Source organism: Citrobacter sp. C5_2 (assembly GCF_014596845.2).
GTDB classification, from domain to species: domain Bacteria; phylum Pseudomonadota; class Gammaproteobacteria; order Enterobacterales; family Enterobacteriaceae; genus Citrobacter; species Citrobacter werkmanii.
Genome location: NZ_CP115032.1, coordinates 3,999,341 through 4,012,336 on the forward strand (window position 1 = coordinate 3,999,341; position 12,996 = coordinate 4,012,336).

Below are 12,996 nucleotides of genomic sequence, written 5' to 3' on the forward strand. Positions count from 1 at the left end.
TTATCCAAGTTTTGCCGACAGACCTTCCCAGCCTGTGCGCAGATTCGTCAGGATGAGGATCACTTCATCAATTTTTTCTAACGACAATTCGCCGCTGGCTTCATACAGGCGGTAGACGCAGTGGTCATACAGCCGGGAGAGATTCACCACCAGCTCACCGCCGGTTTCAAACTCCAGCGAGCTGGTTAAGGCGTTGAGAATATCGATGCATTTATTGATGCTTTGCGCTTTACGCTCGTAGCGTTTGTTCTCAATGTGGCTTTTCGCGCGTTCCAGTTCGTCCATCAGTCCCGAAAACAGCACCAGCACCAGCTCTAACGGCGATGCTGCTGCCGTACGCGCAGCAAGATCCATCTCTTTGTATTGCGAATAACCATCCTGCGTGTCGTACATATTGGTTCTTAATCCTTCTCTTAAATCGGCCGGTTACATAAACGCGGCCATACTCACTTTCATGGTGTACACCTCAACCAGCGTATTGGTGTACTCTTCCACATAGCGCTCGTAGTTGGTGTTATAGGTTTCGGTCAGTTGATCGCTTTCGTCCTGGATTTTGCTCTGCTGGTCGTCAATGTTTTCCTGGCGCATGGCAATGATGCCGTTACTGGAATCCAGATAGCTGTCCATCAGGTCGTCCATTTGCGCGACCATGCTGTCTTCCCCAACAAAAATAGAGGTCAAACCGTCCGGATTTTCTTCCATTTCTTCGCTGAACTGGGTGGAGTCGATTTGTAAGTGACCGTCGGAATCCAGCGTGATGCCATAGTCGACAATCGATACGCCGCCGTATGAAGCGTGAGCGATATCATCCATCTGATTTGCCAGCGAATTCATCCCGGCATCACCGGCAAAAACCCCGGCTGCCGTGTCGTCATCGCCATAGCTGGTGAGAGAATCTATGGTGTCGATTAGCGTGTTATAAGCATCAACAAAAGTCTGCACCTTTTCCTGCGAACCGCTGGAGTCTTCTGCGACGGTAAAGGTAGTCACATCATTAGGATCATCAGGATCGCTGGCCTCTGTGAAGGTCATGGTTACGCCGGGGATCACATCGTCAAAAGTGTTGCTACTGCTGGTGATTGCAGGACCGGTTTGACTTCCCAGATGAATTTCTGCGTCCTGCGCATCCGTGACGTTATTTTTGCTGGCTGTAATCTGATCGGAGAAAGAGGTGTTTCCCGTTACGTTTACTGAGAATGCGCTTTGCGCTCCCGTAGTATCGGAAGTCAGCATGATGGTGGTTGTCCCATCGGTTTTGACCAGCGCCGCTGACACGCCAGGGTTGTCATCCGAGTCATTAATTGCATCAACCAGTTCGCTGGCATCAATAAAGCTGTCGCCATCCTCATCAGCAGCCGCGAGATCGATATCCATGGTCGTGCCGTCATCCATCGTTAGCTCAAACGTGCCGGAAGCGCTAAACGTGTCGTCGCTCATATTGAAGGTTGTCTGCTGCGCCTGCGCCAGTTTAGTGACATAGAATGAATAGGTTCCCGCCTGCGCCTGCGAGTTTGCTGACACCGTATTCGCCTCATTACTCGAGGTGGCAGAAAACGTCAGCGGGCCGTCGGTGTCACTGTTAAGCGCATCAATTGCTGACTGAAAGTCGGTGAGCGCCGAACTTAACGAGTCCAGGCCGTTGCTCTCTGCATTCAATTCGTTCTGCTGGTTCTGCAGATTTGCTGCCTGGGTGGCGATGTCTGCGTAGGCAAATTCTTGTGCTAATTTTTGGATCGGACTCGTAAAACTCATAATCAGTGACTCCGTGCAACGTTAGTTATGTAATAGCAAAACGCATGCCAATATTTTTTATTATTGATATTCAGTAAGTTAAATTAGTAGCGGAAATGAATTTTCCCTTCCTCAGGAAGGTTTCCAGGCAAAGGCCCGGTTGCGGAAAGCACAACACCGCCGGGTGGCGGTGCTGTGAATGGCATTACGTCAGGAATTACTGCAGCAGGCTGGAAACCATGCTGGACATGCTGTTGGACTGCTTCAGCATGGTGATACCCGTTTGCATCAGCACCTGTTGCTGGGTCATGTTGGACGCTTCCGTCGCGTAGTCGGTATCCATAATGTTACCGATCGCCACTTCAGTGTTGTCCTGCATGCTGGTCAGGTTAGCCGCGGTGTCGTTCAGGCGGTTGATGGATGCACCCAGTTTGGACTGGATCTTAGACACGTCGTCCATTGCAGTCTGGATAGTGGTGATCATCGCGTTTGCAGAGCCTGAAGTGGTCAGCTCAGAACCACCGGAAACACCGGCATTACCGGTAGCATCAGTCTGATCGCCTCTGAAAGAGGCGCTAACTTGACCCAGTGCTCCAACCAGAGCGTCCAGTTGGCTGGAAATATCAACGGTCATGGTGTCAGAAGATTCAGCGCCAACCTGGAAGGTTACGCCGCTCTGGAACAGACCGTCTTTACCGGTGTTGCTGGTACCGGAAACACCGAACAGGTTGGTGCCGCCGTAAGTGGTGTTCTGCAGCATATCGGACATCTGCTGGCCCAGCTCGTCGTATTCGTCCTGCATTGCCTGCAAATCTTCGTCGCTGTACGTTCCGTTCGCCGCCTGAGTAGACAGGTCTTTCATACGGCCCAGTACGTCGGTCATTTCGTCAAACATGCTGTCGGCAGTCTGCAGCATGGCAGTGGCATCGTTGATGTTGCTCAATGCAACGCCCATGCCGCTGGACTGCGCGGTCAGACGGCTGGCAATCTGTTTGCCCGCGGCGTCATCTGCAGAGGAGTTAATACGGTTACCTGTCGCCAGACGTTCCATAGAAGTAGACAGTGATGCGCTGCTTTTGTTGATAGCATTTACAGCAGACATTGATGCGGTATTAGTATTAATCGATAACATGGTACTGCTCCTTGGGAATAATCGTTTTCGTTTCGATACTCTGTAAAAACGACCACCCGTTTGGAAAACTTAAAGCGCTGCAGAAAATTTTTTTGACGCGTTACACAACATCATTAGCGAGAGAAAAAACGCTTCCACCTCTATTTTAGCTTTGCGTGCTACCTCCCCAAAAAACCACCTTCTAAGGAAGATCTCAATCAAGATTTAATTAAAAGATTATTAGAAATATCTAATAACGGCTTGGTTGCTTACGCGCCATACGGGTTAACTTTTTGATAAGAATAAGATTATCCCTAGATGAGATCACTTTAAAAAGCCTGGTTATAGCCATGTTTTACATTTAGTTGCAAATACCCTGTACTTTTATATTGTGAGTCTCGGGCACTTTCGCTACATTTCAAATCCTTTTTTGGATAGCATAAAAAACACTCAATAGCGATTCAGCTGCAGCTTCATAGCACAAAGAAATTTCAATTTCTCCAGAATTTTAATGCACTGATTTTTAACGGTGTGACACCAGGGATATAAAATCTTGCACGGGTATACAAATCGATGAGTATCGTAGTCAACAACTGGCGGATGGATTCCTCGCTTAATGCGTTAATCCATTGTGAAACAGGCGAGATACGTCGCCTGGGCGAATACCATTTTATTCTGTTAGAGACATTAGCTAAAAATGCCGATGTCGTTTTATCTCGGTCATATTTAATGAGCGCAGTATGGAAGAATCGCATCGTCGGTGGAAATAGCCTGCCGACAGCCGTTCATGCGCTGCGTGTTGCGATCGATGATGACGGCAAGCAGCAAGAAATTATAAAAACCATACCCAAAAAAGGGTATTTATTTAATAAAAACTATCTCACTGAAACTATTGACCTTAATGAAGCTGTGGCTGATGACAGCACCATTGATGAGGTCGAGAAACGTACCGAGATTATTGAGTCCCCTGCGCTTGATGAAATGCGTTCATCAACAAATCATGGGGAAATACCCTTACTTAACAGTCAACTATCGTCAAGAAACCAGAGAAAAACGGCTATCAGGCGGCATCCTTATCGAGCCGTTCTGATTACCTTACCCGTTATCGTTATCGCGCTGTCGTTGTTTATTTTAATCTCTTATTTTAAAGCACCGTCTGTCACTAAAATGGAAGAAGCTCCGCAATTGGTTAAAGAGACGCTTGAAAATGCCAACCATGTTACGGTATATCAACTTTACGACCCAGGTGAGAATAAGAAATCATCATCGCTTGTTTCAACGCATATTCTTCCCGGTATCGAGCAGCTCAACCCACTATTGGTAAGCCATAACGCCTCGATGACCTTGTATTATCGGGTCTCACTGAACAAACTCGCCCTTGATATTGTGCTTAGCAATCAATGCAATGATAAGTGGCAGTTAGCGCTAAGCTTTGACAACTGGCTAAATAAAGATAATGAAATGAATGGTATTTTAATTAAAGAAGTGGAGAAAATGTTAAATGAAATGCCAAAATGCAAATAATTTCTTTTTCCCTGCCCTGTCTGCTTTCACACTATTTTTCACATTGACGGCTCATGCCCGCATTGAAAATACGGTCATTGCCAATTACGACCTTACTACTGGCAAAAACGTACATTATGAACTTATCGCAAATTCTCTGGATAAAAGCACCACAATCACTCTCGTCCCTTTGGAGCAAAATAATAAAATGCCCTCTACGTTTAAAGTAGCATCGTGTATTAATCATTATACCGGCTCATATAAACAGGGTGAGTTTCACTTTAGTACCACCAAAACCGATCAAAACGATTCTCGTATGGCTAATTTCGGGGCATTTGTCACTGAGCACAACCTGCATACATGGTGGCTCCATATAACTCCGCAGCAAAATTTGATTTTTACTCGGGATGTCGGAGGTCTGTTAATCACAGACCCCTCTGTATTTAACTTTTCAACAAAAGCATGCCAGCAGAATTAACTTAATAAACTACGGACAGTCTGGCTGGAAAGTCGGGCTTGTCCATTCACCGCCTGCGCTAATACCTGATAATTGTGATTAGCATGATCCAATACCCCACCCAATGATTCAGAGGCTTGCACCGCACTTTCTGCCTGTGGAAAACGCGCCATACCGTCAATGAGCTGCCGGGCCTTCTCCTGCTGGGCAGCCATTTGCGCACGTTGATCGCCAATAATATCCAACGCCTGCTGTAATCCGTCCTGAGTTCGGGCTCCGCCCTGTGCTACATACTGTTGAAGCTCCTCTGAGCGTGAGGGATCGGCAAATGTTTTCAGCGGGGTAAACGCTGATGACTTCGCACCGACATCGCGTACGCTCAGGGTTTGCTGGATCTGCGACCACTGCTTTTCCGTGGTGGAGAACGTTAACGTGCCCTGCCGATCGTGCACCTGTACGCCGACGCGACGCAGCGCGTTGCTCATCATTATCTTGTACTGGCCTGGATCCATATCCTCACCCACCACCACCGCCGAGTGCTGCGTTTGCCGCCCATCGGAAACACTAAACATGCGCGAGCTTATGGCATCTTTTTGCAGCATCTGCGCCAGTTCAGGCGCGTGAAAAGTCACTCGCGCCTCGCCCTGCAAAACCGGACGCAGTTGCCTGTCCACCGCACCGCCGGATAACGCCGTTCTTTTATCCAGCCACTGGGTAAGTTCAGCACCCTTTTGCTGCTGCGTCTGCCCGCCACGGCGCGAGGCATGGCGATAATCCAGCAAATGCTGTTCCAGTTGTCCCAGATAGTGATCGGCCTGCTGTAGCGTGGTGAGCTGATCGTTAAGCTGCACGCTATAACGCTGAGGCCGGGTGGTAATAAGCGGTGAGGCCGGGTAATCACTCGCCGTTGCGGGTAACTTTTGACGGACAGGGGCATTCTGCGCAACGGTGTGCTGCTGCACAGAAGGATTAAGCGCTCCGCTACCGGAGAGTGACGTTGTATTTAAACCGACCTGCATACTATTCCTGAGCTACTGCTCGCTGTTAAATCACACTGAAAAGGTTCAACTCACTCACTTTAGAGTAGGTTTTTAAGGTGGCTTCCATCGCCATTTCCAGTCCGGTAAAGGTAATGGAAGCTGGGCCGTAATCCAGATCGCTCAACTGACTGATCAGCTGATCGTTGGACGTTGAGATATCCGTCTGAGCATCGCTGAGCATGGTCATTGTATTCTGCGTTTCACCAATGGTGGCGATGGAGGCGTTGAGCTCATCAGAGGCCACGTCTACCGTATCGATGGCATTCTGAATGTCGCTTTGTACCTGCGGATCGGCAGGATCAACCGATGGGTCCTGCAGCTCTTTCGATAATGACGTTAAGGTGTTCAGCACATCCAGGCTATCGCCGAAGAAGTCGCTGACGGCCACATTGGTGTCAACCTCTACGCCATTGGAGACAGTAGTTTGGCGATGATCGCCATTCCCCTGGTAGGTATAGCTGTCGGTCACGCCGTCGCCGTCCTCATCCATCGCGACAATCGGCGGCCGATCGTTCACCGTCCCGCCAAACACATAGTGACCGTCTTCATCCTGGTAATTTAACGCCGACACCATCGCTTCAGTCATCGACTGGATATCCTGCCCCAGACTGGATAATGACTCAGCGGTATTGGTGCCGTTCGCGGCTTCCAACAGATCGTCGCGAATCGCCAACAGATCGTTATTGACGCCGTCGAGAATAGATTCCTGCTGGCTCATCCCCGCCGACGCGGAATTAATATTCGTTTGATATTGGTCGAGGGCCGATTGCTGGCGGTTAAGCTGGGTGATACGGGTCGCCGCAATCGGATCGTCAGACGGCAACAGAATGCTTTTCCCCGTCGCCATCTGCGTGACGACATGAGAAAGATCGCTGGAAAGGTCGTTAAAACTCTGCGTCATAGACACATAAGACTGCTGGGCAGTGACTCGCATTTTTCATTCCCCTTCCGGTTAGCTACACATTTCCAGCACAGAATCGAAAATATCAGCACCCGTTGAGATGACTTTCAGGTTAGCCTCATAAATCTGCTGATAGGTAATGAGGTTGACCGCTTCTTCATCCATGCTGACGCCGCTCACGCTGCTCTGCTGGTTCTGTGCCTCGGAGTACACGTTCGCTGCGGCTTCGGCTTCCGTCTGGTTTTGCTGGCTGTAGATACCAATATTGCTGATGATCGATGAACAGGCTTCGCCCACGGTTACGCTACCGAATCCTTCAATTTCCAGCGGTTCGGTTGAGATGTTGATCAGCGCCTGCAGGTTATCGCTATTGCCGCTTTCGTCCGGCGAGCTGGAAAACGCCAGTTCATCGGCGGTGATATCAGGGTTTACCTCCAGCGGGCCATCCGATGAGTTTTCATCATAAATAAACAGCGGTTCACCGGGATTTCCGTTCAAATCGTAGCCCTGCGCCAGTTGGGTGTTAACCGCATCGGCAAATTGCTCCGCCATGCTGTTAATCGTTCCCGTCAGCGGCGTCAGCACCTCATTCTGATAATCAAACAGCGCGCCCAGCGAGCCGCCGGTATCGGTGTTCATGGATGAGGTGGTTCCGGCAAACGTTAACGACATACTCTGCGTGCCATCGGCGTTGGTATCCAGTTCGATGGTGGAACTCTCCTGCCCGCTAACCAATGGCTGACCGTTTTGCAGCGTGACGTTATAGTTGCCTTCATCATCGATATTGACCTGAACGTCCATAATGCCGCTCAGCTCTTCCACCATCTGATCGCGGGCGTCATACAGCGCCGAGGCGTTATCACCGTTAGCTTCAGCTTCAGCAATTTGCTGGTTATAACTGGCAATACCGGTAGTCAGGGTGTTCACCTGCGCCACCATTGCCTGCTCCTGGCTAACGATCTCACTGCTTTGCGAGTCGATGTAATCGAGGGTGTTATCCACGCGCAGCGCCAGCGCGCCGGACTCGCTAATCACCTGCTCACGCAGGGCGGAATCATCCGGGCTGGTGGTGGCTTCGTTTAGCGCGGCAAAAAAGTTATCAAATCCCCCGCTCAGGCTGCTGTTATCATCGCTGAGGACGGTTTCCAACTGCGTTAAATACTCTTGCTGGGTGTTGTAATAGCCATAATCGCTGGCGGCATACCAGACCTGGTTAACCTGATACTGGTTTGAGACCCGGCGAATACTGTCAACCTGCACACCGTTACCCGCACTGTTCGCTGAACCGGAACTCGCACCAATGGTACTGGTGATGGCAACCTGCCGGGTATAACCGTCAGTCATCGCGTTGGCGGTGTTCTGCGCCGTTACGTTAAGCTCCACCTGCGCAGTCGATGCGCCGCTGTAGCCAATGTTAATCATATCCATCAAAGCGTCCTCGCCGGTCAGTTACCCGGTCTGTCATTAACAACCTTGCCGATTAAGAGCGGCGAAAAAACCGCAGTTCTTAAGCCGCCGCGCAACCTTTATCCTTGGTGATGAGGGGAGAGCTGTTTGACGATCATCTCCGCAATGCCAATGCCGTGCTGTTGGGCAAGACTGTTGCACAGCTGATCGTCATAAAATCCCTGCATCATGCGTACCGAGTCGCTGTTAAACGGGTTATCTTTTGAGTCGAAGATCTCATTGGTTTTACGCATCTCTTTCAGCATGTTGCGTAAGAAGATGGCTTCGAATTGCTGGGCAGCTTTCTGCAAATCGTTATCTTTGATTTTGGGGCCCATTAACGCATCGCTACCGTCAATGCCCCCGCTATGATTCACCTTGATGTCGGCCATTAAATCACCTCCAGATCGGCATCCAGCGCGCCGGCTTCATGCAGGGCCTGCAAAATAGACATAATGTCGTCCGGCGTTGCCCCCAGGCTATTGAGCGCGTTGACCAACGTTTTCAGACTGCTGGACTCTGGCAGACTGATCATCCCCGGACGGGCATGATTCACCGAAATATTGCTTTGCGGCGTCACCGCCGTACGGCCACCGGCAAAAGCGTTCGGCTGGCTGACGTTGCTGCTTTCATTGATGGAAACCGTCAGACTGCCATGCGATACCGCCGCCGCATGCAGGGCGATACCATCGCCCATAACGACCGTACCGGTACGCGAGTTAAACACCACGCGGGCGCGGACTTTTTCCGCCTGCACCTGGACGTCATCTAACTGAGACATGAAGGCCACGCGCGCGCCGGGGCTGGTTGGCGCGCGGACGATAACGTTGGTCGAGCTTTGCGCCGTCGCAATGCCGCCAAACGACGCGTTGATCGCCGCGGCAATGTTATTGGCATCTTTAAAGGAGGGGCGTTTCAGATTGAGCGTAATGGTGTCCCCCATCTGGAAGTCGCTGGGAATTTCCCGTTCTACCGACGCGCCGTTCGGTATCAGCCCGGCGGTGGGGGTATTCACGGTGACGCTGGAGCCGCTGGCTCCGGTCGCGTTCATCCCGCCGACCACCACGCTCCCTTGCGCAAGGGCATAAACCTCGCCATCCGCGCCGTGTAATTGGGTGAGCAATAGTGTGCCGCCGCGCAGGCTTTTGGCATCGCCGATCGACGAGACCGTGACGTCAATGGTCTGCCCACGCGAGTACATGGGCGGTAGCGTCGCGCTGACCGCCACCGCCGCAACGTTCTTCACCTTCGGATCGATTTTGCTCGGCAGTTGTACGCCAAACTGGCGCAGCATGTTGGTAATTGTCTGGTTGGTGAATTTGACCTGGTTTTTATCCCCGGTTCCATCCAGACCGACCACCAGACTGTAGCCGACGAGTTGGTTTTCCCTGACCCCCTGGACGTTAACCAGCGATTCCAGAGATTGCGCCTGCGTGGTACCTGTGTGGGGAGGTGATCGTTTCTGCACTGTGAAGAATCTAGGGGAGAATGCCGGGAAGGCTGATGAATAGAGGGATTGCGTGGATTCTGTGATTTTGCACTGCAAAAAATAAAATGAGAAAAAATAGCTATTTTTGCGTTTAATTCTGCACTCGAATGAAAGGCTTTAGATCCTTTTTAAAGACCGTTTAAGCATTTTTCGATGCCAAGCACTATACCGTATAGTAGGTTGGTATGTAAGAAGTTGGCTTCAAAATCCATTTCGCTTAACCGGCCTTCTTGTCGTGACTTGTTAGGCCCGTTTCGGCTGTCTGTTGATCAGCTTCAGATGACCCTTTTTTCAGTTGCTCATTAAGGCGTAATAATCTTTCTTTATCTTCTGTCGTGAGCATTTCCCAACTAGTCTCCCGCTCACTTTCATCAGTGAGTTTTTCTATCACTCCGTTTGCTCCCATTCTCATAAAGAGGCTAACCAGAGTCGCTCTTTGTTGGCGTGTTAAGGCCTGATAAATCATGGACCAAGCCAAGGATAAGTGCTCATCATTCTGAGTCCCAGACTGTGCTGGTGTGCCTGTAAATCCGATATAATGTGATGCGTTCTCTTCTAACTTCAGACCTTTAGCGTCATCTATGTTGCCCTTGTGCGCCTCGTCAACCAATATTCCAGTAGCAAGCCATTCAAGAGGCACGCCTTCCACATGTGAGATTTTTATTGCCACATTGAGTGATGGCTCTGTACCGCGCGTAAGATAGTTATTCAAGGTTGAGAATGCCAACCCCCAATCAGCCGCAGCAGCTCGCACTGTACGGTGACCAATTAGCTTCCGAATGCGTGAAGCAATGCTTTCTTTGTCTTCATCACTAATAGCAAAATCACTTTCTCTTTCCTGTTTCATTTTCTTTTCCTGTAACTAGTTGATTTTTCTGCTGTACTCATAAAAACAAACCGCGCAACTCAAAAAGACAAAAGAAAGCGGTGTTTTTTGCTTTACATGCTCCACAAGTGGATCAATACTTATGCCAACGGATAACCCCTGCGGATTATCCGTCCGGTTAACTTTTTAGGGTAATCGAAGTATGGAAAGAAATGAAGTACAGCGTGACTGGCATCGCATCGATATTGTCGCCGAGCTGCACAAGCGTGGCGTCACTATGCGCGGCCTTTCCGCCAGCGCGGGGCTAAAACCCGACACGCTGAAAAATGCGCTGGCACGCTCTTATCCAAAAGGAGAGCGCATTATTGCAAATGCTCTCAATTTAGAACCCGCCAGTATCTGGCCAAGCCGTTACAACAAGGACCTGTGACATGTTCGTGACTGTTAACGAATTAGTTGGCGTCCCTGGATTGCCAACAACACAACAAGGACTGCGATACAGCCTTAAGAAAAGTGCGGGCAACTCCCCTGAACTGGTTCGCAAGCGTGCTGGAAGCAAAGCATTCGAATACCACATCGACTGCCTGCCTGAACAGGCGCGTGAAATAGTCAAAGCCCGGCATTATCGCGAGGTGCTGAAACAGTCTGATTGTTCTCCCGCTCCAGCGGCCCCAAAGCGAGAAGTCACAACGCCCCGTGATGAGCTGGCGTTATTACGGCAGTGCCCGGTATTGCTGGAGCGTGAAGTTTCCGACCTTACCGAACGCCAGAAGCAGATCGCCGATGCGCGTGCATTATTAGCCGCAGAGGTTGAGCGCCTTCGGGATATCGGTATGTCTCGCGCATCGGCGGTTGAGTTCATCGCCAAAGAGTCACGCAAGGGTTCACTCCCGGAGAACATCCAGGCTGCGGCTGATATTGCCAATGCCCGTAAAGGCTCCAGCCGTCGTGGCGTGGGTGAAAGAACACTCCAGGAATGGCTGTCTGTTTACCTTTCAACCCGCCCGGGTATCGAACGTCTTGCTTTACTGGCCCCTGGCCATCTTAAAGCGCGTAAGCCTGAACAGATTAAGTGGCTCCCTGATTTTCTCGCCCACTGGCGGAAACTCTCAGGCCCTTCCCTGGTGGATGCGTGGCGTTCATTCAAGGCTGAATGGCAGGCTATTTATGCGGGACAGCCAGCGATGCTCGCCGTCTGTCCGTCTTATGATGCCGTTCGCCGGGCGATGGAAAAGTTGCCCAAACGTGAACGCGCTCGCGGTCGTATCAGCGGTTCAGCGGCTCTGGCCTTTGAGGTTTACCAGAAACGTGACTGGTCACAGATGCCAGTAAATGGTTGCTGGATTGCGGATGGTAAGTCGCTGGATATGAAAGTTGCTCATCCGGTCCATGGCCGTCCATTCACACCTGAACTGACGCTGGTGATAGATGGCCGTACCCGCTTCCTGGTGGGCTGGAGCCTGGCCCTCTCGGAGAACGTCATCGCGGTAGCAGATGCCTATCGCTACGCCATGAAATTCCACGGGAAACCGCTTTTCGTTTATTCGGATAACGGTGGCGGTGAAACGAACAAAACGCTGGATGCTGATATCACCGGTATTTTCACCCGCATGGGTATTGCTCACCCGACCAGTATTCCAGGCAGGCCTCAGTCTCGCGGGATTATCGAACGCCTGAACGCCGTAATACCGAGAGCGATCGCCAACAAATTTGATACTTACAACGGATTCGGGGCCGACCGTGAGCATGTCCGGATGACCGGTCGCGCCATCCAGTCAGCGATTAAGGCTCAGGAGAATGGTCGCGAGCTCACGAGCGTACAGCGTAACGCGCTGCGTAAACTTCCATCGTGGCAGATGCTGCTGGATACCATTGCTGAGGAAGTCGACAAATACAACAACCTGCATGAGCACAGCGAGCTACCAAAGCGTAATGGTGTGCATATGACGCCAGCACAGTACCGTCGCGAGGTTCTGACCGCTGAGGGTGATGAGATTGAATATCTGACAGATATCGAGCTTCGTGAAGCCTTCATGCCGGAAATGTGCCGTACCGCCCAGCGGGGCTGGATTGACCTGATGAATAACCAGTATTTCAGCGCTGACCTGATACAGGTCGATGGTGAGGAAGTCCGGGTTGCCTATGACATCCACGACCCTGCTGCCGTCATCGTTCGCCGCATGGACGGTACTTATGTCTGCACCGCCATCTGGAACGGCAACAAGCGTGCCGCGCTGCCAACCAGCATGATGGATATCGCCGTTGAGAAACGCCGCCAGCGTCGTCTGAAGCGCATCGACGAACAGCGAGAAGAGATTGAAGCAGAGGCACGAGGATTGCTGCCAGAAAGCGATATGTACCCTGATTTCGGAGCATTAATACCATCGGATGCCGAGCGTATTAATGATGACCGGGAACATGTGTTCCTGTTCGAGTCAGAGCGAGAAGAATGGCTGAAAAGTCAGGGCAATAAAAAAGCGGCCTTCTGACTG

Annotated in this window: 13 protein-coding genes; 4 read left to right on the top strand and 9 right to left on the bottom strand. The window is 50.8% G+C overall.

All coding sequences use genetic code 11. The features are described 5' to 3' along the window. The 3 genes from fliS to lafA form a co-directional block, all read right to left on the bottom strand. Positions 1-393, bottom strand: coding sequence for a flagellar export chaperone FliS (gene fliS / locus ICA20_RS19435; RefSeq protein WP_003843794.1), 393 nt, complete (start codon positions 391-393; stop codon positions 1-3). Between the two features lie 33 nt (positions 394-426). Further along, on the bottom strand, positions 427-1,752 hold the full coding sequence (gene fliD / locus ICA20_RS19440; protein WP_038637655.1) for a flagellar filament capping protein FliD: 1,326 nt from the start codon (positions 1,750-1,752) through the stop codon (positions 427-429). A 196-nt stretch (positions 1,753-1,948) separates the two neighbouring features. Continuing rightward, positions 1,949-2,863, bottom strand: coding sequence for a lateral flagellin LafA (gene lafA, locus ICA20_RS19445; protein ID WP_038637654.1), 915 nt, complete (start codon positions 2,861-2,863; stop codon positions 1,949-1,951). Between the two features lie 552 nt (positions 2,864-3,415). Here lafA and ICA20_RS19450 point away from each other — a divergent pair. Together ICA20_RS19450 and ICA20_RS19455 are read left to right on the top strand one after the other, a co-directional pair. After that, complete coding sequence (locus ICA20_RS19450) at positions 3,416-4,366, top strand: winged helix-turn-helix domain-containing protein (protein WP_038637651.1); 951 nt, start codon at positions 3,416-3,418, stop codon at positions 4,364-4,366. After that, positions 4,344-4,823, top strand: coding sequence for a hypothetical protein (locus tag ICA20_RS19455; protein WP_038637648.1), 480 nt, complete (start codon positions 4,344-4,346; stop codon positions 4,821-4,823). The genes ICA20_RS19450 and ICA20_RS19455 overlap by 23 nt, the downstream gene beginning before the upstream one ends. Here the strand turns inward: ICA20_RS19455 and ICA20_RS19460 are convergent. The 6 genes from ICA20_RS19460 to ICA20_RS19485 form a co-directional block, all read right to left on the bottom strand. Continuing rightward, on the bottom strand, positions 4,820-5,821 hold the full coding sequence (locus tag ICA20_RS19460) for a hypothetical protein (RefSeq protein ID WP_038637645.1): 1,002 nt from the start codon (positions 5,819-5,821) through the stop codon (positions 4,820-4,822). The two genes, ICA20_RS19455 and ICA20_RS19460, sit on opposite strands and share 4 nt — an antisense overlap. 25 nt (positions 5,822-5,846) lie before the next feature. Continuing rightward, positions 5,847-6,776 (bottom strand): flagellar hook-associated protein FlgL, encoded by a 930-nt coding sequence (flgL, locus tag ICA20_RS19465; RefSeq protein ID WP_038637642.1) that lies wholly within the window; start codon positions 6,774-6,776, stop codon positions 5,847-5,849. Positions 6,777-6,794: 18 nt separating this feature from the next. Beyond that, positions 6,795-8,171 (bottom strand): flagellar hook-associated protein FlgK, encoded by a 1,377-nt coding sequence (flgK, locus tag ICA20_RS19470; protein WP_038637639.1) that lies wholly within the window; start codon positions 8,169-8,171, stop codon positions 6,795-6,797. Between the two features lie 98 nt (positions 8,172-8,269). Beyond that, complete coding sequence (locus tag ICA20_RS19475; RefSeq protein WP_110498852.1) at positions 8,270-8,572, bottom strand: rod-binding protein; 303 nt, start codon at positions 8,570-8,572, stop codon at positions 8,270-8,272. Between the two features lie 8 nt (positions 8,573-8,580). Then, entirely contained in the window at positions 8,581-9,657 is a 1,077-nt protein-coding gene (locus ICA20_RS19480; RefSeq protein ID WP_149282233.1) for a flagellar basal body P-ring protein FlgI, read from the bottom strand. A 238-nt stretch (positions 9,658-9,895) separates the two neighbouring features. Beyond that, on the bottom strand, positions 9,896-10,525 hold the full coding sequence (locus ICA20_RS19485; protein WP_149282234.1) for a helix-turn-helix domain-containing protein: 630 nt from the start codon (positions 10,523-10,525) through the stop codon (positions 9,896-9,898). Between the two features lie 181 nt (positions 10,526-10,706). Between ICA20_RS19485 and ICA20_RS19490 the strand changes: the two genes are divergently transcribed. Together ICA20_RS19490 and ICA20_RS19495 are read left to right on the top strand one after the other, a co-directional pair. Next, on the top strand, positions 10,707-10,934 hold the full coding sequence (locus ICA20_RS19490) for a helix-turn-helix transcriptional regulator (RefSeq protein WP_001568891.1): 228 nt from the start codon (positions 10,707-10,709) through the stop codon (positions 10,932-10,934). A 1-nt stretch (position 10,935) separates the two neighbouring features. Further along, positions 10,936-12,993: a Mu transposase C-terminal domain-containing protein gene (locus tag ICA20_RS19495; RefSeq protein WP_149282235.1), complete on the top strand. Its 2,058-nt coding sequence runs from the start codon at positions 10,936-10,938 to the stop codon at positions 12,991-12,993. Positions 12,994-12,996: the final 3 nt, after the last annotated feature.

What these genes read in the sequence shown, in the direction of transcription:
- fliS (WP_003843794.1), bottom strand. Translation starts at nt 393, where the DNA reads ATGTACGACACGCAGGATGGTTATTCGCAATACAAAGAGATGGATCTT.
- fliD (WP_038637655.1), bottom strand. Translation starts at nt 1,752, where the DNA reads ATGAGTTTTACGAGTCCGATCCAAAAATTAGCACAAGAATTTGCCTAC.
- lafA (WP_038637654.1), bottom strand. Translation starts at nt 2,863, where the DNA reads ATGTTATCGATTAATACTAATACCGCATCAATGTCTGCTGTAAATGCT.
- ICA20_RS19450 (WP_038637651.1), top strand. Translation starts at nt 3,416, where the DNA reads ATGAGTATCGTAGTCAACAACTGGCGGATGGATTCCTCGCTTAATGCG.
- ICA20_RS19455 (WP_038637648.1), top strand. Translation starts at nt 4,344, where the DNA reads ATGAAATGCCAAAATGCAAATAATTTCTTTTTCCCTGCCCTGTCTGCT.
- ICA20_RS19460 (WP_038637645.1), bottom strand. Translation starts at nt 5,821, where the DNA reads ATGCAGGTCGGTTTAAATACAACGTCACTCTCCGGTAGCGGAGCGCTT.
- flgL (WP_038637642.1), bottom strand. Translation starts at nt 6,776, where the DNA reads ATGCGAGTCACTGCCCAGCAGTCTTATGTGTCTATGACGCAGAGTTTT.
- flgK (WP_038637639.1), bottom strand. Translation starts at nt 8,171, where the DNA reads ATGGATATGATTAACATTGGCTACAGCGGCGCATCGACTGCGCAGGTG.
- ICA20_RS19485 (WP_149282234.1), bottom strand. Translation starts at nt 10,525, where the DNA reads ATGAAACAGGAAAGAGAAAGTGATTTTGCTATTAGTGATGAAGACAAA.
- ICA20_RS19490 (WP_001568891.1), top strand. Translation starts at nt 10,707, where the DNA reads ATGGAAAGAAATGAAGTACAGCGTGACTGGCATCGCATCGATATTGTC.
- ICA20_RS19495 (WP_149282235.1), top strand. Translation starts at nt 10,936, where the DNA reads ATGTTCGTGACTGTTAACGAATTAGTTGGCGTCCCTGGATTGCCAACA.